Origin of the sequence: Rhodococcoides navarretei (assembly GCF_038069675.1) — a bacterium.
Classification (GTDB): Bacteria; Actinomycetota; Actinomycetes; order Mycobacteriales; family Mycobacteriaceae; genus Rhodococcoides; species Rhodococcoides navarretei.
The window spans coordinates 4,559,292-4,578,269 of record NZ_JBBPCN010000001.1 but is presented as its reverse complement, the minus strand read 5'-3'; the positions used below and the strand labels follow the sequence as shown (position 1 = coordinate 4,578,269).

Genomic DNA, 18,978 nt, shown 5'->3' with positions numbered 1-18,978 from the left:
GTGCGGCTCCTCGGTGTGCGCGTCATCGGCCGTTGGATGTCAGTGATGTCATGGCCTTGCGATCGATCTTGCCGGTGGTTGTTCGTGGCAGTTCGTTCACGAACAACACGTCACGCGGTACCTTGAAACGAGCCAATTCGGTACGGATGTACTGGCGCACTGCGTCTTCGGTCAGTGTGGGGTTGCGTCGGACTATCACAGCCGAGAGGCGCTGGCCGAACTCGTCGTCGGAAACCCCGGCTACGGCGGCCTCGTCTACATCAGGATGTGCGTAGAGCGTCGCCTCGATTTCGCCGGGGAAGACGTTCTCGCCACCCGAGACGATCATGTCGTCGTCCCGGCCGTCGACGAACAACAGCCCGTCCGAATCCCAATGTCCCACATCGCCGGTGGACATCAGACCGTGCGAGATAGCTTTACCGCCCCCGGACGAGTATCCGTGGAACGAGATGGAATTTCCGACGTGGATCGTGCCCTGGCGCTCGGATTCGCTGACGATGTTTCCCTCGACGTCCACCAACTTCACCAGTACGCCGAGCGGTGGCCGGCCGACGGTACCCGGGCCGGCCAGCCAGTCCGCCGGCGTAGCGATCGTGGCCGTCCCGGTTTCGGTGCAGCCGTAATAGTTGTAGACGACCGGTCCGAATCGTTCTATTGCTCGGTTGCCCAGGCTCGGTGCAAGGGCTGCTCCGGCGGTGAAGATGATGCGGACACTCGCGGTATCGCGAACGTCGATGTCAGGGCTGTTCAGTAGCCTGTGCAGCATCGTGGGGACCAGTACCACTGCGTCGCAACGAAGCGATTCGATCTGCGCCAGCGCTCGGTCGGCGTCGAAGCGCCCGTGGATGGCGACGGTACACCCCAAGTTGACAGCAAGTATGAACTGCGACAGTGCAGTTCCATGAAAAAGTGGTGCACAGAGCAGGACGGTCTGGCCCGCTTCCAGAGGCACCCGATCGAGAAACTGGGCCGAGGCGAAGGCGGAATCCACCGATCGAGGTGCTCCTTTGGGGGTACCCGTCGTACCTCCGGTCAGGAGGACGAACTGCCCTTGCCGTGACGGCAGCGGGATCGCGGTGTCGGCACCGCCGGCCGAGACGGTGTGGGACGGATCGCCGAGTTGCTCGATGTGTTGGGGCAGTTCGGCCATGATTGGGTCGAACTCGGTGTCGTACGCGACCGCCGTAACGCGCTCGCGCAGTGCAACATCAGCGAACTGCGGGGCGCTGAAGCCGGTGTTCATCAGGACCAGCCTGGTGCCGAGCTTAGCTGCGGCGATCATGGTGATGACCAGCCCTCGGTGATCTCGACACAACACGGCGATGGTCGATTCCTCACCGACACCCTGCATCAGCCACCGATGGGCGACGGTATTGCTGGCGAGGTCGAGGTCGCGATAGGTCATGGAGCCGTTGCCGTCGATCAGCGCCACTCGATCGCCGTACCACTTTGCGCCGGTGGTGATTCCGCTGGCGATCGGGCCGAGCGTGCGCACAGCCCTCGACTTCTGCCGGACGCGAAGTGGCCGCCTGAGATCGATGATTCCGCTGCGTTGCATAACAGCGATCTGCCGCGCGCGGAGCGCTGTGGCCGTGAACGGGGAGCGTGTGGAGGTCAAGCTGGAGCCCTTCTGTGGCCGATCGGTGCGACCTGATGGTCGTGCGACTATGTGGTACCGATGACACAGCACCGCCGGTCGTCGGCCCAGTGGCAATAGAACGATGTTGATCGCGCACTGTTGTGCACATCGCCAACGCCTGTCAGGGTGAGCGAATGGACCCCGAGGCACCACGCGAACCCGGCCACTCGGTGAGTGAGCGCCTGGCTGCTGCGATCGGCTCGTACGCAGCCGAGGGCGGGCCGTCCTATCAGCACGTTCCCAGCGAGCTGGTGGTGCAAGACTTCTTCGACGGTATCGAGTTGAACGCTCGAGCACTGCTGCGTTTCATCGACACCGGCAAGATGCCGACCGCGCACGAACTGCGCCCGGTCACCGAACTCGCCATGGCTCGGCTGGCCAACGGTGCCGGATTGCAGGAAGTGATCGGTTCGTATCAGCAAGTCTCGGCCGATCTGTGGCGACGGTTCGTCTCGGAATCGGAGCCCGTCGACCGCGACGATGTGCTGGATCTGATGCCCAAAGTCACCGAATACATCTTCAACGTCGTCACCCTCATCGCGACCGAGGCTGCGCACCGGTCGGCCGATCCGAGGTCGGAAGCGCGAGATCGAGACCGTGCTGCGCTCGACGCACTGCTGGCCACGGGCGTGGCCGCGGGACCCTTCGACGTCGGGCGTCCGTGTTTCGTCGTCGCCGTGTTCCAACTCTCCGGTGCCCCGGGTGCCGGCTCCTCGGTGTCGGCACTCAAGTCCCGCGTGGAGGCCATCGTTGACGTGCACCTGCGGCTCGACCTCAACGGGTGGGTGGCGGTGCACTGGTCGAGCCGCAGCAGGCAGGATGCGGTTGCCGACTTCCGCGCCACCCTCGATCGCGCACACGACGAGACAGCCGTCCGTTGTTGGGCCGGTATCGCCTCGTCGTCCACTGCGGCCGGCGTCCCCGACGCCTACCGAACCGCCCGCGGGCTCGCGGCGACGGCCCACGCGTTGGATCGGTCCGAATTTCTCGCCGATCTGGGCAATCTGACGGTCGAATACCTCAGCGCCGCATCAGGACCCGATCTCCCCGCGGTAGCCGAACTCGTCGCAGGCGTGTCGGCGGCCGATCCGATCTTCGAGCAGACGCTGCGAATCTTCCTCGAAGAGAACTGCAATCAACTGGCGACCGCCCGTCGAATGCACGTCCATCGGAATTCCGTCACCTACCGGTTGGGCAAGGTCCACGCGTTGACCGGGCTCAATCCGTTGATTTTTGCCCAGGCTGCATCGCTTCACGCGGCCTTGATCGCGCGAGACCTGTCCTGACGTTCGTTGTCGAAGTGCACAAATTGGCATCTCCCCCTGCGAGCGATTTGCCACTGGACCCCTCGATCGGCCCGTGTTGCACTGGTCACATCGGGGCGCGTCGGGCCATCCGCAATCGGATCGCGCAGTCTGGCAGGAGTGTGCATCGCGTTCCCGACACACTCATCAGCACTCAGGGGAACGATGTCTCACTTGATTCGCGCCGCCACGATCTCCGTGGTGGCGGCCGCTCTCGCGCTCGGTACAGCCCCGGTCGCGCAGGCCGATCCGGCTCCGGCCACCACGGCATTCGATCGGCAGGAAACGCTCGTTCGCTCGAGCGGCGGAATCGAGGTGTCGTACGTGTCGTTGGCGCTTCCACTCTCGGTTCCGGGCGTCGCCTATCCCGCCTCGTGCGACCGCGTCGGGTACTGGAGATACCGTCCGGCCGACGGGGCCGAGAACTCCTCGGACGCCGACGCCGTGGTGGTCCAGCAGCAGGGACTCGGCGCAGGAGCTGTGCACTCCGAACCCGTGGCCCGCAACACCGTTCTGTCCGCACTGAACCAGGGGAATCACATCGAGTTCTGGTCGCTCGCCCGCCGAGCGTCGTGTCTGGACGAGACTGTCGGGTTCGACGAGGCATTGCGAACCGGAAATTACCTCGACGCAGTGGACTACTACTTCGGTGACAAGCAGATCGACGGCCGAGGATTTCCCGGGCTCCGTACCGGCGAGAATCTGCGTGTGCTCGATGCCATGGGACTGCCGCGGGTGGTCCGCGACCAGTACGAGGTGATGCTGCACGAGCTACCCGATCAGAAGGTTCGGCAGAGCAAAGCGATCTGTACCGGAATCTCGCTCGGCGGACTCATGACCGGACTGTTCTCCGACTGGGACTTCGACGGTAATCCCGCCACGACGGCTGACGCCGGGTACAACCAGTGCCAATCGTTCGCCGCACAGGACTCGATGATCAGCTCCGACCCGGCCGCGCTGCAGAACACACCCGTGCTCGCCGGACTGACGAACCTCGTCACCGGTAGTGCCGCAGCTGTTCTCGACGCCGGCCTGAGCAACGGCGTCATACCGCGAACGTTCGGTGAAGCCCCGGTGCTCGGCACCAAGACCTTCCTGTTGCTCAGACTGGCCGGCCTGGCCGCCCACTTGGACCCGGACGGGGAAAGTCAACTTCTGCAACATATTCCGCTGGACGCCGGCTTGGAACTGTCGCTGAACTTTCTGTTCGCGCGTTCCGCGGTTGAGTTCGCCTCCGATATCGTCGGCCCCGCCGGAATCCGTGACTACCGATTCACCAACGAAGCCATGCTGGGCATGCTTCTCGACAACAATTCGGTCAACTTCTCGTTGTTCCAGATGAGCCTGGGCGCACTCGGCGGCGGTCCGGTGGAGGAAAAGACGTTCCCGATATCCGGGTCGGCCACGCAAGTCCCGATACTGGGCTCGTTCCTGGAATTGGCCGCGGGAAAGCAAACCCGCGTCGCCCCGACCGACCCGAATGCGCTCTACACGTGGCGGGACTACCGCGACGTTCGGGACGTGCCCTACACATCGCCCGACCACGAGGTCACCGACATCACGAAGCTGGCCGAGGTGCTCTCGACCGGTAGCCCGAACGGGTACTGGGAGACGTACTTTCCGCTCGAGCTCCTCAAGGACCTCGGCGGGGCGTACGGCGGTTCGCGGATGGGCGAGTTGTCGCACCTGGCCACCGCCGGAATGAGCCGCACCAAGCCCAATCTGGTCGTATTCGCCGGTGACAGCCCCGTCCGCAAGTCTGCTGGCACGTTCTTTCCTGCCCCATCGCTCGCGGTCGAGCGGCTGCTGCCCGGTTACACGCATGCCGACACCATCGGGGCAGCAGAAATCCAGAACGACGGTAAGCGTGACTACAGCGGCCATTATCTTGCCGAATTCGTCTCTCGTCAGATCGACGCGAACTGAAAGCAGCTGTCCCACAACAACGAAGAGAGAAGCCGACATGGACATGTCAGGAACGACAGCAGTGGTGACAGGTGCGGCATCGGGTTTGGGTGCTGCGGTGGCGCGCAGACTCGCCCAGCACAATGCGCATGTCCTCGGCCTCGATGTGCCGCATTCGATCGACCGGGCGGGTACCGGAGTTCCGGCCGGTGTGCACTTGGTTGCCGCCGATGTCACGAGCGAGTCGGAGGTCGTGACCGCTCTCGATCTCGTCGATCCGATTCATCCGATCAGAATTGCGGTCAACTGCGCAGGTGTCGGATGGGCGGGTCGCATCGTGTCCAAGCACGGGCCGCACGATCTGGAGATCTTTCGCACGGTGATGACCGTGAACCTCCTCGGCACGTTCAACGTCATGCGATTGGCGGCCGATAGGATGCGAGTGCTCGATCCGCTCGACGAGAACGGCCAACGCGGGTTGATCGTCAACACCGCTTCGGTGGCGGCCTTCGAGGGCCAAGTGGGGCAGGCGGCCTACGCTGCGTCCAAGGGTGGAATTCATGCGATGACCATCACCGCGGCACGAGACCTGGCGCAGTACGGAATTCGGGTCAACACCATTGCTCCGGGCACCGTCGACACTCCGATGCTGGCGGCGATGGATGCGGGATATCGGGCTGCGTTGGCTTCCAGTGTGCCGTTTCCGGCGCGTCTGGGGCGGCCGGACGAGTTCGCGCAACTGGTGCAGATGTTGGTCGAGCACGACTACATCAACGGCGAGACCACCCGAATGGACGGTGCGGTGCGAATGGCTCCCCGATAAAGTGCCCGGTCCGGTGCGAACGCACGATGGGGGTCTGTCACGGTGGTCTCGACGATGAGGGGATATCAGACGATGGCGAGCGGGTCGAGCGGCAGGCGAGGGGATCGTGTGCCGGACCTGTTGACGTTGCACCGGGATCGCGTTCGTCGCCTGGACGGCTTCTATGATGTCGAACGTTGGGACGAGGGCGGTCTAGCGCGAACACATCTGCAGCACTGGTTATTTCGCGCTGCGATCAATACCGGCGTCGTTACCTGGGACGTCGAGAAATGGCGCCGACTCGAATTCGTGGCCGTCTTCTCGCACCCGAATCAGCACGAGCTCGAGTTCTCGATCGTGTATGACATAAGGTCGGCACCCCCGGTTCTGTCGGGTGACACCACCCGATTTCCAGCGGACGTTCGCTCGCTGTCCCCTGAAGTGGTTGCCGCTCTGCCCTCGACACTGATTCCCAACCCGCCGAGCGAGCTGGCGTGGCTGAGATATCTTGTCTCTCGGTTCAACGACTTGCACCGTCGTACAACGGCATTGGTGGAGGGGTGGCCTCGGTGACGGCCCACGAGAATCGCTCCGATCCAGGCCATCGGGTGGCTGCTCGCGGTGCTGGCGTCGTAGTTGGGCGGGCTACTTCCCGAGTGAGCATCGAGCGAAAAAGGGTCCATACGCAGGCTGAGAGTAGCGCCGGATCAGCAGGCCAGGTGACGGAGATACTGCACACGATCACGCGCACCGTGTACCTGTCACTCGACCCGGCGACGATTCCCGTCACTCATCGAAGGCCGAGTCGGGCCAACCGCGACGCTGCCACACCGGCGTATGCGATGTCGTCGCTGCCGTGGATCGGTGCTTCGGCACCGGCCCAAAGACTCTCGGACGAGAGGTGACGGAGGTGAACGAGAACTTGCATGCGGCCGAACAGGCAGCGGCCGACGATCTCGACGCGGAAGTCTCGGCGGCGATGTCCTTGCCTACTCGGCACAGATCACCTCCGAGCGTTGGGTCCTTGGATCAGCACTTCGGAGACGTCTTCGATGCGCTCGAGACCATTCGGGCAGTGCTGCTCGCGCGAAACCCGGTCGAGCGCGTAGTGCAAGGACTGTGCGAGCAGGTCGTCGCGGTGATTCCGGGGGCCGACTTTGCGGGAGTGGCTCTGCTTCACCATGAGCATCGGACACCGAAGACCCTGGCATGCTCCGATTCTCGGGTTCTCGACATCGACTCGGATCAATACGGCGCCGGTGAAGGACCCTGCCTGGATGCAGCGCGAGGCGAGCGGACCATATGCGCCGGGATGAACGACATCACCGTGCGTTGGCCCCGATTTGCCGGCCGTGCGGTCGACATCGGGGTGCGAAGCTATCTTTCGGCACCCCTGACGGTGGACAGCACAGACGGGGGGTCGCTGAATCTCTACAGCTACGACGAGAACGGATTCGACGTCATAGACGAGGTGCTCGTCACCCTGTTCGTCACATCCGTCGAGGCCGCGGTAGGGAGTTCGCGTCGTAACGCCGAGGCGCTGGCCGAGATCGACGGACTGCGGCAGGCGATGATCGCCCAGGGAACCATAGAGCAGGCCACAGGGATCCTGATGGCCGTCCGCGCTGTGTCACCCGGGATTGCATTCGAGGCCCTGGTCGAGCAATCGCAACTCGAGAAACTGCCGCTGGCACTGCTTGCCGCCAGAATCGTGGACACCGTGGTGCACTGTCAACGCAAAGAGCGCTGATGCCCGAGGGCCTCGAAACCGGGGATAGGGCGGCTGATTCATGTTTGTTCCGTGTGAGGCTACTTCTTCAGCTCCGCCAGGATCATGAATGCAGGCTGGTCGGGGTCTATCTCGACGCCGTTGCGCCTCAAGAAGGCCTGCAGAAGCCCGCCGATCAAGTCGGTGAGCTGATCGACGAACTGATCTACGTCGGTGACGCCGGCTTCTTCCTCGAGCCACAGGTCGGTGGTGGCAACGATTGCTCCCACCGCGGCACGACTGGTGAATTCGACTCCGTGGTTGTCGAGCCCGATCGATGTCAATACCGAGGTGGCCACTGCGGCGAAGCGGCGTGCGACGTCTCGGCCGATGTCGAACGCCGCGGACGCATCTCCGTCGGTCATCGACCGTGATTGAGCCAGGACGCGAAAGATATTGGGATGTCGGGCAACGACTTTCGAATAGCCGAGCAGTGCGTGGCGGAGCGAGGACGACGGTGCATCCAGAAGGAAGTTGAAGTCCGACACGGCACTGTCGTAGACCTCGTCGGACATACGCTTGCCGAGGGCGGCCAACAGGTCGGACTTGTCCGAAAACTGGCGATACAGACGTGGTTTGGTCGAACCCGCTTCGTGGGCGATGGCGTTCATACTCGGGTTCGGGCCATCGGCATCGATGACTCGAATCGCCGCGTCGATGAACTCCTCACGGGCACGCGCGTGTCGGGTGGATGCAGACATCCGAGAATCGGGCACGACGGCCAGTGTAGGACGCCCATGGTTCTTGTCGTCGAGGATCCATGCTTGACATTCCTCCCCGATCTGCGTCATGGTTGCAGCGTAACCCGCAGTAACGATTAGCGTACCGGCGGTTCATCTCAGCAAGGAGTCCTGTGTCGATGCCATTGCCCTGCGGCCAACCGAGGCAGCAGTACCGAGAATGGACCGTCGACGTGGACGGTGCGCAGCTGGCGGTCTTCGAGCAGGGGAATCCAGACGGCCCGGTGGTCATCCTCGTGCACGGCTGGCCGGACACCCACCACCTGTGGGACGGCGTCGTGCCGAGTCTGCTGGAGTCGTTCAGGGTGATCACCTACGATACCCGCGGTCACGGACAGTCCACGTCTCGCGGAACTGTCGCCGAGATGCGGATCGAGCAGTTGGCGGACGACTTCCTCGTTGTCGTCGACAGTGTTCGAGCCGATCGACCCGTCCATGTTCTCGCGCACGATTGGGGATCGGTGCAGGTGTGGGACGCCGTGTGCAGGCCCGGTGCGGACCGGACCATCGCATCGTTCACGTCGATCTCGGGACCGAGTCTCCATCACATGGGTCGATGGATGAACTCACGGCTTGCCGCGCGCACACCGACAGCGTTGTGGCAGTGGTTCACTCAAGTCATCTCCGGCATGTACACGCTCTTCTTCATGTCGGGGATTCTGTCGAGGACCTTCTTTCGGGTCTTCGGGAGGCGGTATCTGTGGTCGTTGTTCCTGCGCATCGTCGAACGGATCGACCGTGAAGACATACATCTATCCGAAACGTTCACCGACGACATGGTGTCGGGTCTACGGATCTACCGAGCCAACATCTTCCGCACCGTGTTGTTTCCGCACGACCGTTTCACCTCGGTGCCGATCCAGCTGCTGATACCCACGCGCGACCCGGCCGTTCGCCCGGCCTCGTTCTCGGACATCGACCGGTGGACCGCAGACGTCGACATCCATCGAGTGAAGTCCGGGCACTGGCTCCCCTTCAAATATCCCGCGCTGGTGGCCTCGGCCGCAACTGCGTTCATCGACAAGCACTCAGCAAAGGAGTAACCATGGACCCCCTCGATCCAGGCGTCGTCTCGCTCACCGCACGCAACGTCGAGTTCGACTGGACGGACACACCTCTGCACTGGCTCCCGGGCGAGCCCGTGGCCTCGCACACCATCAGCGCTCTCAATCTCCTGCTTCCGGAGGGGGAGCGGTGGTTCTGTGACACATACGCCGAAGCCCTACCCCTGATCGAGGACGAGCGGCTACGAGAAGATGTCCGTGGCTTCATCGGACAGGAAACGATGCACGCCGAGACCCACAATGTGGTGCTGTACGACTTTCTCGACACGCACGGAATAGACCCTCGACCCTTTGCTGCGCAGGCAGAGTTCCTGATGCGTCGGGTTCTCGGCCCGCGACCTGCCAGTTCGCCGAAAGGTCAACGCCAGCAACTCGTCGAACGTATTGCGATGATCGGTGCCATCGAACACCTGACGGCATTTCTCGGTGACTACGCACTGAATTCGCAGTGGGACAACCTGGGCGGCGACCCCACCATGATCGATCTCTATCGATGGCACGGTGCCGAGGAGGTCGAGCACCGGAATGTCGCACACGATGTCGCCCAGTATTTCGGTGTCGGATATTTCCGCCGAAACATTGCCATGATCATCGCGTTCGTCGGCTTCTTGGCGCTGATGCTCCGCGGCACGAAGTACATCGTTCGACAGGACCCAGCCTTGAAGAACAAGGGATACCTGCGCATCTTCGTCGCCTGGATGGCAGCGATGCGCCGAGACGCATTACCCTCGCTCGCCCACATGACATGGGGGGTGGCACGGTACCTCAAACCCTCTTACTCGCCGGAACACGAAGGCAACACCGCGCAGGCGATCGCCTACCTGGCATGGTCTCCGGCCGCACGCGCGGCCGCGCGATGAGACGCGCTCTGACAGCCCCCGTTGCCATGCCGCCCGATCTGTACGGACGTCCCCGCCGGGACCTGTTCCTCGGTGCCATTTCCGCACTGATGAACGGTCACATGGCTGCGGTTCGAGTACTGCGCAGATCGACTCCGACAGGACAGCCGGTGGACAGATCCCTCGTCGTCGTCGTCAGCGGCCGCAGCGTCGAAGCACACGACGACAACGTCGTCGCCCTGACGCTCACCCGACCATCCGGGGGCGTACTTCCGCCCTGGCGACCCGGCGCACACATCGATCTCACGCTCCCCTCGGGAATCCGGCGTCAGTACTCGCTGTGCGGAGACCCCGCCGTCACCGACCGCTACCGGATCGCGGTCCGGCGAATCCCCGACGGCGGCGGCGGCTCGATCGAGGTACACGACGCCCTGCCCTTGGGAACCGAGCTCGTCGTGTCGGAACCCCGAAATGCATTCGCCTTCGCCGTGCCGGGGTACGGATCACCGGCCCGGCATCTGCATTTCGTCGCGGGCGGTATCGGGATAACCCCCATCCTGCCGATGCTGCGCCTCGCCGACAGCCTCGGCATCAGCTGGTCGATGGTGTACACCGGTCGCAGCACCGACTCGTTGCCGTTCGTACCGGAGGTGATCGCCTTCGGTGACAAGGTCACCATCCGCACCGATGACGTCGACGGCCTACCGACCTCCGCCGAACTTCTCACCGGCATCCGCCCGTTCGCAGCTATCTATGCCTGCGGACCCGCGCCGATGATCAATACATTGCGGACCGGTGCCGACGCCCTCGCCGACTGCGAGTTTCATTTCGAGAGATTCTCTGCACCAACGATTGTGGACGGGAGAGCGTTCACCGTCGAACTCGCCCGATCCGGTCGAGTCGTCGACGTGCCCGCCGACGTCTCGGCACTCGACGCGATCACGTCGGTACTGCCGAACACCACCTACTCCTGCAAACAGGGATTCTGCCGCACCTGCATCGTCGGAGTACTCGGTGGCACACCGGATCATCGAGACGGCACTCTGACCGACGTCGAGCGAGCAGATCACATGCTGATCTGCGTATCCCGCGCGCAGGGCGAACGGCTCGTGCTCGACCTCTGACCGCGTCCGTCGACGGATCTACCAACGCCCGACCCAGAAGGAGCAGCAACGATGCACGACTTCGATCTCGTCGTAGAGAACGGTCTGTGGTTCGACGGCACCGGAGCCGAAGGGCGGATGCGCAACCTCGGCATTCGCAACGGACACGTCGCCGAAGTGTCCGCCGACAAACTCCCCGTGGGTCCTCTCACCGAGGTTCTCGATGCCCGGGGAAAGTGGGTGATGCCAGGATTCGTCGACGTACACACGCATTACGACGCCGAGGTGCTCGTCAACCCGTCCTTGCCCGAGTCCGTTCGACACGGCGTGACGACCGTCGTCATCGGAAACTGCTCACTCTCGACCGTCTTCTCCAGCCCGGAAGAATGTGCGGACCTGTTCAGCCGCGTCGAGGCCATCCCGCGCCAGTCCATGCTCGACATCCTCGACGATCACCGCAGTTGGACAAGCCCTTCCACGTACGTATCGGTCCTCGAATCACTGCCACTCGGTCCGAACGTTGCGGCGTTCATCGGTCATTCCGATATCCGTACCACGGTCTTGGGAATGTCCAAGGCCACCTCGAACAGCTATCGCCCCTCGTCGATCGAACTCGATGCCATGGGTGAGATGCTGACGAAGAGCCTCGATGCCGGGTTCCTGGGCCTGTCGTCGATGACCAACAAGCTCGACAAGATCGACGGCACGGAATTCCGGTCCAGGTCGCTGCCCTCGACCTACTCGCGGTGGCGTGAGATGCGTTTCCTCAATCGAATTCTGCGCGATCGCGGACGAATCCTGCAGAGCGCACCGACCATCAATCTGCATCCCAACATTGCCGGCTTCTTCGCCGAGAGCTCCGGTCTCGGCGGCCGCCCCAAGCTGAAGACGTCGTTGCTCTCGGCGGCGGATTCCAAGGCGTATCCACCGATCGTCTACTTCATGCTGGCCGCAGCTCCACTGCTGAACAAGTTCGCCAGGACCGACTTCCGCTGGCAGCACCTGCCGGTCCCGTTCACCGTGTACGCCGACGGTATCGACCTCGTGGTGTTCGAGGAGTTCGGTGCCGGTGCCGCCGCGCTGCATCTGCAGGACGAAGTCGAACGAAACGAACTGCTCCAAGACGAGAAGTACCGCCGCTGGTTCCGCAAGAACTACGACGACAAACTCAGCCCTCGCATCTGGCACCGGAATTTCTACGACGCAGTGATCGTGGCGAGCCCTGATGCGGCCATTGTCGGCAAGACATTCGGGCAACTCGCCGACGAACGCGGAATCCACCCCGTCGATGCCTACCTCGATCTGGTTGTGCAATACGGAAAGAAGCTCCGCTGGCGGACGACCATCGCCAACGACCGGCCGAAATTTGCGGACAGGCTCGCGCGTAGCTCGGGTGTGCAGATGGGTTTCGGGGATGCCGGAGCGCATCTGCGCAACATGGCGTTCTACAACTTCCCCATCCGACTGCTCAAGAGAGTCCACGACACCGGCTTCATGACGGTCGAGCACGCCGCGCACAGACTGACCGGTGAACTCGCGCAGTGGTACGGGATCGATGCCGGTCATCTACGGCTCGGTGATCGTGCCGATCTGGTGATCATCGACCCGTCGGGACTGAACGCCAGCGTCGACGGGGTGTACGAGGCACCGATCGAACAATTCGGTGGAATCTCGCGCATGGTCAACCGTAACGATGACGCGGTCGACGCCACCGTCATCGCCGGAAGAGTGGTGTTCCGCCAGGGGCGGTTCACCTCGAACGCCGATGGCAGCGGTACCGGACGGTTCCTCAAAGCTGGTGCACCGACGGTCGACACCACGGACGGCGATCTGCGAAATCGGCCTCTTCGGTCCGTGTCCGCCGGCTAGAACACCATCACCACACACCCTGGAACGCACCACGACGTTCCACGAAAAGTTCGACTGTCGAACTGATTTCGGCAGTACCGGCCGGGCCCGCCGACGCGGGCGCGCCCGGCGTGTGGCCCAGCGGGACGGGTGAGACGTGTAGCCGAAGGGGAGATGGATGAACATCGACGAACCGCTGAGCACCACAGAGCTCGACGACACCGTGGAGCGCTGGCGGAAGTCGAAGATCGATCGCAGACATTCCCTGATCGACGACATACTGTCCATCGTCCGATCTCACGGCCACGACCCAGGTCTCGATGTCATCGTCGACGAGCTGGGAGTATCGAAAACGTTGCTCCGAAGGAACTTCACCGACAGTGCCGATCTGGCCGACGCGACCCTGTCGCGATACATGTCGGTGGAAATCGAACCGAGAATTCGATCGGCATTGTCGCCGAGGTCGACCGGTCACACGCTGATCCGAGCGGTGACCGAGGCATACGTCGATGTATTTTCGCACGACCTTCCTGCATATCTGTATGTCACCGCGCACTCGGCGGCGTCGGGTGGCGAGCTCATCGCCGATGCCGACTACCGCATTGCGCGGCTGCTCACCGCAGCGCTGGGCACCTCCCTCGGCCCGCAGAAAGTCTGCACCGAGGGCACCACTCCGATGGCGTTTGCCATCCTCGGAACCGTGAGGCTCTGCGTTCACTGGTGGACGACACAAGAACTCGTTACCGCGGACGAACTCGTCGATTGTGTGACGACGATGTTGGGAGGCGGCATACGCGGGATGACACCGCCGTTGAAATCTGTTGAACCGCATATCATTACCTGAAAGCGGCTGACCTCGTGAATTTGAAGACCAGCGTATGTGTGCTCGGTCGTGCAGCGGGTACCGCCCTCGACAGCGTTGTCTCGGAACGGCCGCGGGCGCTCGTTGCCTACGGTCTGAATGCGGTGCACATCGCGCTGTCTCTGGCACCGCACAGACCGCTCGGCCGAGCGTTGTCACCGGGTGGCTCGATCGACACACTCGTTGCCGAGGGTGGTGTTCTCGACCGGATCAGCGAATCAGCAGATGCGATCGACATGTTGCTGGGTCGGGACGGGGTTCTGGAGCGGCTCGGTGCGACGGGCGGAACGCTCGAACAGATCTCGGAACTGAACGTGGCCGTGGCCGCCCTGGGCCCACACCTCGCCGAGTTGGCTCCGAGCATGGCCGCCATCGCCGAATCCTCCGCTCAGTTGAGCGCAGCCGTAGGTCGTGTCCCTGGGCTGCGGGGCAGGACCGTAGGTTCGCGCGTGATCCGGGGACCTGCCTGACCGGACATCGTTGCGCGAGAGTCCCAGAGAGGTAACTCCCCGCCTCTTGGTGCCCTACACAGACCGGGTTGCCCCCGGGGGGCGAATCGATTTGAACAAGGCCGACACGTCGGCAGCCATCGCTGCGTTCGCGAGCTCGATCTGCGCGAACGCTCTCAGCTGTCCACGCGCCCGGGCCCACAAGCGGTCTCGCTTGAGGTGGTCGCGGTCGGCGAAGGTGGCCAACACTATGCCGCGGATGGCGTCCATAGCGAGGTAGACGATGTTGCGCAGGACCCGCCATTGAGCGCCGCTGCCGTTGGGGTCGCGGACGCTGAACGCGCCGATCACACTCTCCATCATGGCCGGGCCCAGATCATCGAGCAGCGGGGCCAGTTCGGGATCGGTCCGGGCCGCCACCCACAGTTCGACCGTGGCGACGAACACCGGGCCTTTGTGCAAGTCCCAGAGAAGATCGAGCATTTGACCGATCAAGTCCTTCGACATGTCGAAATGACTTACCTGGACGAGGGCGTCCTGGGCGCGCCGAGCAACCAGATGCTCGACTGCAGCCGCGACCAGGTCGGCCTTGGACCCGAAGTGATGAATCTGCGCGCCGCGTGTGGCACCTGCTTTTTCCGCGATCCGCGCCGTGCTCATCCCGGCGTAGCCGAATTCGTCGAGACATTCGATGGTGGCGTCGAGTAGTTTCGCGCGCATCGCCGAGCTTCGCTGGGCCTGCGTTCGAGGCCTCGCCGGTGTCGTCGGCGGTGATGCTGAGTCCGTGGAGGTCCCGGCGGACCCGTTATCGGTCATAGCAGTTGAACATCGTCGAGCAGCCAGCCGTCATTGCCCCGTACCAATCCGATCTGCAGTCGATTGCGGTCCACGCGCGGTTCCGGTGTTGCAGTGTTGGTGACCGATTGATCGACGAAGTAGAGCAGAACAGCGGAATCCTCGTCGGCCTCGACCACACCGGCCTGCATGATCGACGCTGCCGCAGACGCCTTTGCCTGTGTGACTGCATCGCGGAGCACCTCACCGACTTTCGTGTACTCGTCCGCGAACTTCTCGGTCGAGTTCGCGGTCACCGTGGCAATTGTCTCATCGAACGTTCGGTAATCGTACGAGGTCAGATCGAGCGCGTATTGCCGACCGGTCGTCATCGCACTGTCGCGAGCGTCGAGCTGCCGTGCCGACTGAAGAACCTGGTAACCGAGATAGGCGCATCCCGCAATCAGCGCGCAGACCAGTACAGCGGCCACCGCCTTCAGCTTCGGGCGGACCCGAGACCGCGAGACCGGAGCAGTCGTGTCCTGCGACGGTGCCTGGTCGGTGGCCGTCTCGTGCGGTGTGGCCGGTTCGGTGTCCGGTCCGGATACGTCGTCGTTGCCTGTGGTCAGCATCGTGTTCTCTCTTTCCGATCGAAAGGGCGGCAGCGGGATCACCCGGCACCGTTCGCGTAGAGGTCCGCGAGGTCGCCGGAGATTCTCGGCGCGCTGTCCGCGCCCTTCGGCGGTAAACCACCCGGCGCTACGCACCGGAGATCGCGGTCGAACGGTGTCGGTGCCGTCTCGTACGGGGTTCGCCGGACGGTGTCGTAGAAGCACGGAACTCCGATGTTCGGGACGAGGTCGACCTGGAGGCGGTTGTTCTTCACCGGTGACGCCAACTTCGCCAGCCCGTCCGGCACGGTGGTCAGGAAGCGATCGATGGCGTCGGTCCGCGCGCCGACGACCTGTGCGGGCCCGACGGCGGATGTCAGCAGCGCGGCGACGCCCACACTGTTCTCGTCCACGAGGGGGAGCAGTCGATCCAGCAGCGTGTCGGGGATCGTGATCAGGCTCGCCCGGATCTGCGTGTCGTTGTCTGCAGCGAGGGCGGTGAGCGTTCGTGCAGCGGAGATGATGTCCGGGATTGCTGCAGGACCGTCGTTGCTGTCGACCAGAAGAGCCGAGGCATCGTCGGCGATGTCGCCGATCGCGTCGGCGCGTGGGGCGATCGTGTCGGTCAGATCGTCGATGCTGTCGAGCAACTCACCCAGGTCTGAGCTCCGTCCGGGACGGGCGATGCCCAGCTCCTGCGTGAGCGTGTCGAGGTCCGTGGGATTCACGCTGTCGACCAGCGTTACCAGCCGGCTCAGGACCGAGGAGATCGCCACCGGTGTGCCGGTCTGGGAGATCGGAATGACACCACCGTCGGGGAGAAACGGTGCAGTGTGCGATTCGGAGAACAGGCGCAGTTTGAGCACCGGAGCGGCGGTGTCCTGCCCCACGGCTGCTGTCGCCGCGGCGGGTATTCGGGTGTCGGGCGCGGCGGAGACTTCGATCCGGACGAGTTGTCCACCCGGGTCCGGAACGACCGAGGTCACCTGACCGATCGGTACGCCTCGGTAGTCCACCTCCGAACGGACTGCGAGACCGCCGGCATCGGCGACCTCGACACTGAAGGTGCGGTCTTTGCCGAGAACGCGGAGCCCACCGGTGGCGTCGACGATGTACCCCGCACACCCGAGGGCGATCGCCAGGAACAGTGCCATGTGCACCACCATGCGACGCGTGCTCACCGCGGCATCTCCTGAGCAGGCGGGGCGGGCGGTGGCACCAGATCCTGGACCGGTCCACCGATGATCTCGGCGAGGTCGGCGTTGAGGTCGGTGTTGAGGTAGTCGCCCGGCGACGCCGCCGACAGTAACTCCGCGGTTCTCTCGAGACGCTGATCGAGTCCCTCGACGTCGTCGCGGAACGCGGTCAGCTGGTCCGCGATCGGGCCCAGATGTGATGCGATGTCGACCAGCTCACCCTCGGAGGTATCGATGACCGCTCGTGTCGATGCACTGAGATGTTCGATTCTGGGTACCAGCTCGGCAAACGATCCACGTTGGTCCGACAACAGCGACAGACCCTCGTCCATCTCGGTCAGACTCAGCCGTAGGTCGGTGTTCTCCTGCGCCATGGTCGCGGCGAACTGTCCGAGCCCGTCGATCGCGCGGCCGATCGAGTCACGATGAGCCGCAACGACGGACAGTGCCGAGTTCAGGCGAACCAGAAGGCCCCGAGTTACTTCCCCCCGACCGTTCAGCGCGGCGTCTGTTTCCTCGAGAATCGTGCCCAACTGACCGAGACCGGCACCGCCGACCAGCGACCCGATCGAGAGCAACAATTTCTCGACGTCCGGTCCACGGCCGGTGCGATCGGTATCGATCGTGTCGCCCCCGGCGAGGGTTTGGGCAGCGGTGTCCGCGCCCGGTGTGATTTCGATGAACGCGTCGGAAATGGGGGAGGACAACTCGATTCGTGCCGTGGACCCCACCTTCAATGCGACGTCGGTGTGTAATTCTGTGCGCGCGACGGCGATTGCGTTATCGACCTCCAGCGCGCGGACGTAACCGATCACTGCCTGACCGATCCGCACTTCGCCGCCGAGCGGGAGCAGGGAGACATCGGTGAACCGCATCGTGACCGGGTACGTCGAGGTGTTCTCGTGTGCGATCGGTGACAGGGCCTGCAAACTGACTCCGCACGCGGTAGTGCAGAGCACGAGCATCGCTGCTGCTACCGCGGCGGTCAGCGTCCGCAAACCGGTGCTCATCCGATGGCCTTTCCCCAGATGTCGGCCAGTAGGGGGGCTTCGCCGGGAATGGTGACCGGGTTGTAGAGCCCGGGAGCCGAGCACAAGGGCAGCGGTGTTCTGCTGCACAGATCTCGAGCCGCAGGGAATTGGGACAGCGTGGTCGAGAAGTCCAGACGGACCCGGAGACGATTGTCCGCTCCGACCGCATCGGAGACATTGCCGAGCGCCACCGGTGAGACCTCCAGAAGTTCGGCCAGTTGCGGACCGCGCGCGTCCAGATCGGCCGCGAGCCCCCGCAGGTCGGCTACCGTTCCGGTCACCTCGGCGCCGTGATCGGCCAGAATCGACGACACCGACGACATCACCTCGTTCAATCCGGAGAGCGCTGCTGTGACGGTGTCGCGTTGTCGATCGAGGACGGACGCCGTCGATTCGACCGACCGAGCGAGCGAATCGAGCTGGGTTCGGTTGGCGGTGACCGCGTCGAGCAGGACGTGTAACCCGTCGACGATGCCGGCGATGTCGTCCGACCCGTTCCCGACAACGGTCGTGGCCGTGGACAAGCTGGCGATGGCCTGTGCGACCGCAGCGCCGTTGCCTTCGGTCGAGCGAGCGAGGGATTCGGCCAGAACGCCCGCCGAGGATTGCGTCGAACCCGGCGGGGGAGCGAGTGCCCCGACCAGGTCGTCGACTGCGGTGAGCACAGCGTCCCAGGACATGGGGGAATGGGTCCTCTCCAACGGAATCGTGGCACCCGTGTCGAGAACTCGGTCTCCGGTCGCGGGTTCGAGTTCGAGATATCGGTCGCTGATGACCGAGGGGCTGACCACCCAGGCGTGGGTGTCGGCGTCGATCTGCGTTCCGGCAGAAACGCTCATCGTGACGTCGATGTACTCGGTTTCCTGGTCGATCGATTCGACGGATCCGACGGGAACACCGAGGACCGTCACATGAGTTCCGGGCACAATTCCTTCCGCGCTGTGAAATTCCGCGTGAATTCGTGTGACCGGTTCGGGCCACAGGAGCACAGTCCCCGCGACACCTGCGGCCACGATCGTGGCGACGATGAATGCTGACATTCC

At 63.6% G+C, this 18,978-nt stretch carries 18 protein-coding genes; 11 read left to right on the top strand and 7 right to left on the bottom strand.

Features of this window, described 5'->3' with window-relative positions:
* Window positions 1-22: 22 nt before the first annotated feature.
* Complete coding sequence (locus AABD04_RS21595) at window positions 23-1,618, bottom strand: AMP-binding protein (protein ID WP_341442404.1); 1,596 nt, start codon at window positions 1,616-1,618, stop codon at window positions 23-25.
* Between the two features lie 155 nt (window positions 1,619-1,773).
* On the opposite strand from AABD04_RS21595, the gene AABD04_RS21590 reads away from it, so the two are divergent.
* From AABD04_RS21590 to AABD04_RS21570, 5 genes are all read left to right on the top strand, one after another.
* Window positions 1,774-2,925 (top strand): PucR family transcriptional regulator, encoded by a 1,152-nt coding sequence (locus AABD04_RS21590; RefSeq protein WP_341442403.1) that lies wholly within the window; start codon window positions 1,774-1,776, stop codon window positions 2,923-2,925.
* A 183-nt stretch (window positions 2,926-3,108) separates the two neighbouring features.
* Window positions 3,109-4,869 carry a hypothetical protein gene (locus AABD04_RS21585; RefSeq protein ID WP_341442402.1) on the top strand — a complete coding sequence of 587 codons (1,761 nt, stop codon included), beginning with the start codon at window positions 3,109-3,111 and terminating at the stop codon, window positions 4,867-4,869.
* 37 nt (window positions 4,870-4,906) lie between these two features.
* Window positions 4,907-5,671, top strand: a complete 765-nt coding sequence (locus tag AABD04_RS21580; protein WP_341442401.1) for an SDR family NAD(P)-dependent oxidoreductase — start codon at window positions 4,907-4,909, stop codon at window positions 5,669-5,671.
* A gap of 698 nt (window positions 5,672-6,369) precedes the next feature.
* Entirely contained in the window at window positions 6,370-6,555 is a 186-nt protein-coding gene (locus tag AABD04_RS21575) for a hypothetical protein (protein ID WP_341442400.1), read from the top strand.
* Between the two features lie 5 nt (window positions 6,556-6,560).
* The gene (locus AABD04_RS21570) at window positions 6,561-7,400 is read left to right on the top strand and encodes a GAF and ANTAR domain-containing protein (protein WP_341442399.1); all 840 of its coding nucleotides are present in this window, start codon (window positions 6,561-6,563) and stop codon (window positions 7,398-7,400) included.
* A 59-nt stretch (window positions 7,401-7,459) separates the two neighbouring features.
* On the opposite strand, the gene AABD04_RS21565 is transcribed toward AABD04_RS21570, so the two are convergent.
* The gene (locus AABD04_RS21565; protein WP_341442398.1) at window positions 7,460-8,209 is read right to left on the bottom strand and encodes a TetR/AcrR family transcriptional regulator; all 750 of its coding nucleotides are present in this window, start codon (window positions 8,207-8,209) and stop codon (window positions 7,460-7,462) included.
* A gap of 68 nt (window positions 8,210-8,277) precedes the next feature.
* Between AABD04_RS21565 and AABD04_RS21560 the strand changes: the two genes are divergently transcribed.
* The 6 genes from AABD04_RS21560 (at window position 8,278) to AABD04_RS21535 (ending at window position 14,344) form a co-directional block, all read left to right on the top strand.
* A complete protein-coding gene (locus AABD04_RS21560) occupies window positions 8,278-9,201 on the top strand; it encodes an alpha/beta fold hydrolase (RefSeq protein WP_341442397.1) in 924 nt (307 codons plus the stop codon).
* 2 nt (window positions 9,202-9,203) lie between these two features.
* The gene (locus tag AABD04_RS21555; protein WP_341442396.1) at window positions 9,204-10,082 is read left to right on the top strand and encodes a metal-dependent hydrolase; all 879 of its coding nucleotides are present in this window, start codon (window positions 9,204-9,206) and stop codon (window positions 10,080-10,082) included.
* Window positions 10,079-11,185, top strand: coding sequence for a PDR/VanB family oxidoreductase (locus AABD04_RS21550; protein ID WP_341442395.1), 1,107 nt, complete (start codon window positions 10,079-10,081; stop codon window positions 11,183-11,185). The genes AABD04_RS21555 and AABD04_RS21550 overlap by 4 nt, the downstream gene beginning before the upstream one ends.
* Window positions 11,186-11,236: 51 nt before the next feature.
* Window positions 11,237-13,033: an N-acyl-D-amino-acid deacylase family protein gene (locus AABD04_RS21545; RefSeq protein WP_341442394.1), complete on the top strand. Its 1,797-nt coding sequence runs from the start codon at window positions 11,237-11,239 to the stop codon at window positions 13,031-13,033.
* Between the two features lie 157 nt (window positions 13,034-13,190).
* Window positions 13,191-13,856 (top strand): TetR/AcrR family transcriptional regulator, encoded by a 666-nt coding sequence (locus tag AABD04_RS21540; RefSeq protein WP_341442393.1) that lies wholly within the window; start codon window positions 13,191-13,193, stop codon window positions 13,854-13,856.
* A 14-nt stretch (window positions 13,857-13,870) separates the two neighbouring features.
* Window positions 13,871-14,344, top strand: coding sequence for a hypothetical protein (locus tag AABD04_RS21535; protein WP_341442392.1), 474 nt, complete (start codon window positions 13,871-13,873; stop codon window positions 14,342-14,344).
* Between the two features lie 54 nt (window positions 14,345-14,398).
* Here AABD04_RS21535 and AABD04_RS21530 read toward each other — a convergent pair whose 3' ends face one another.
* The 5 genes from AABD04_RS21530 to AABD04_RS21510 all read right to left on the bottom strand — a co-directional run bounded on the left by AABD04_RS21530 (window position 14,399) and on the right by AABD04_RS21510 (window position 18,975).
* Complete coding sequence (locus AABD04_RS21530; RefSeq protein WP_341442391.1) at window positions 14,399-15,043, bottom strand: TetR/AcrR family transcriptional regulator; 645 nt, start codon at window positions 15,041-15,043, stop codon at window positions 14,399-14,401.
* A gap of 92 nt (window positions 15,044-15,135) precedes the next feature.
* The gene (locus AABD04_RS21525) at window positions 15,136-15,729 is read right to left on the bottom strand and encodes a hypothetical protein (RefSeq protein ID WP_341442390.1); all 594 of its coding nucleotides are present in this window, start codon (window positions 15,727-15,729) and stop codon (window positions 15,136-15,138) included.
* Window positions 15,730-15,767: 38 nt separating this feature from the next.
* Window positions 15,768-16,889 (bottom strand): MlaD family protein, encoded by a 1,122-nt coding sequence (locus AABD04_RS21520; protein ID WP_341442389.1) that lies wholly within the window; start codon window positions 16,887-16,889, stop codon window positions 15,768-15,770.
* A complete protein-coding gene (locus AABD04_RS21515; RefSeq protein WP_341442388.1) occupies window positions 16,886-17,914 on the bottom strand; it encodes an MCE family protein in 1,029 nt (342 codons plus the stop codon). Before AABD04_RS21515 ends, AABD04_RS21520 begins: the two co-directional genes overlap by 4 nt.
* Window positions 17,911-18,975 carry an MCE family protein gene (locus AABD04_RS21510; protein WP_341442387.1) on the bottom strand — a complete coding sequence of 355 codons (1,065 nt, stop codon included), beginning with the start codon at window positions 18,973-18,975 and terminating at the stop codon, window positions 17,911-17,913. The genes AABD04_RS21515 and AABD04_RS21510 overlap by 4 nt, the downstream gene beginning before the upstream one ends.
* Window positions 18,976-18,978 lie beyond the last annotated feature (3 nt).

Bases quoted from the DNA above. Each gene is read 5' to 3' on its own strand.
- AABD04_RS21540 (WP_341442393.1), top strand. From the start codon at position 13,191: ATGAACATCGACGAACCGCTGAGCACCACAGAGCTCGACGACACCGTG.
- AABD04_RS21565 (WP_341442398.1), bottom strand. From the start codon at position 8,209: ATGACGCAGATCGGGGAGGAATGTCAAGCATGGATCCTCGACGACAAG.
- AABD04_RS21530 (WP_341442391.1), bottom strand. From the start codon at position 15,043: ATGCGCGCGAAACTACTCGACGCCACCATCGAATGTCTCGACGAATTC.
- AABD04_RS21525 (WP_341442390.1), bottom strand. From the start codon at position 15,729: ATGCTGACCACAGGCAACGACGACGTATCCGGACCGGACACCGAACCG.
- AABD04_RS21560 (WP_341442397.1), top strand. From the start codon at position 8,278: ATGCCATTGCCCTGCGGCCAACCGAGGCAGCAGTACCGAGAATGGACC.
- AABD04_RS21590 (WP_341442403.1), top strand. From the start codon at position 1,774: ATGGACCCCGAGGCACCACGCGAACCCGGCCACTCGGTGAGTGAGCGC.
- AABD04_RS21555 (WP_341442396.1), top strand. From the start codon at position 9,204: ATGGACCCCCTCGATCCAGGCGTCGTCTCGCTCACCGCACGCAACGTC.
- AABD04_RS21585 (WP_341442402.1), top strand. From the start codon at position 3,109: ATGTCTCACTTGATTCGCGCCGCCACGATCTCCGTGGTGGCGGCCGCT.
- AABD04_RS21580 (WP_341442401.1), top strand. From the start codon at position 4,907: ATGGACATGTCAGGAACGACAGCAGTGGTGACAGGTGCGGCATCGGGT.
- AABD04_RS21550 (WP_341442395.1), top strand. From the start codon at position 10,079: ATGAGACGCGCTCTGACAGCCCCCGTTGCCATGCCGCCCGATCTGTAC.
- AABD04_RS21545 (WP_341442394.1), top strand. From the start codon at position 11,237: ATGCACGACTTCGATCTCGTCGTAGAGAACGGTCTGTGGTTCGACGGC.
- AABD04_RS21510 (WP_341442387.1), bottom strand. From the start codon at position 18,975: ATGTCAGCATTCATCGTCGCCACGATCGTGGCCGCAGGTGTCGCGGGG.
- AABD04_RS21515 (WP_341442388.1), bottom strand. From the start codon at position 17,914: ATGAGCACCGGTTTGCGGACGCTGACCGCCGCGGTAGCAGCAGCGATG.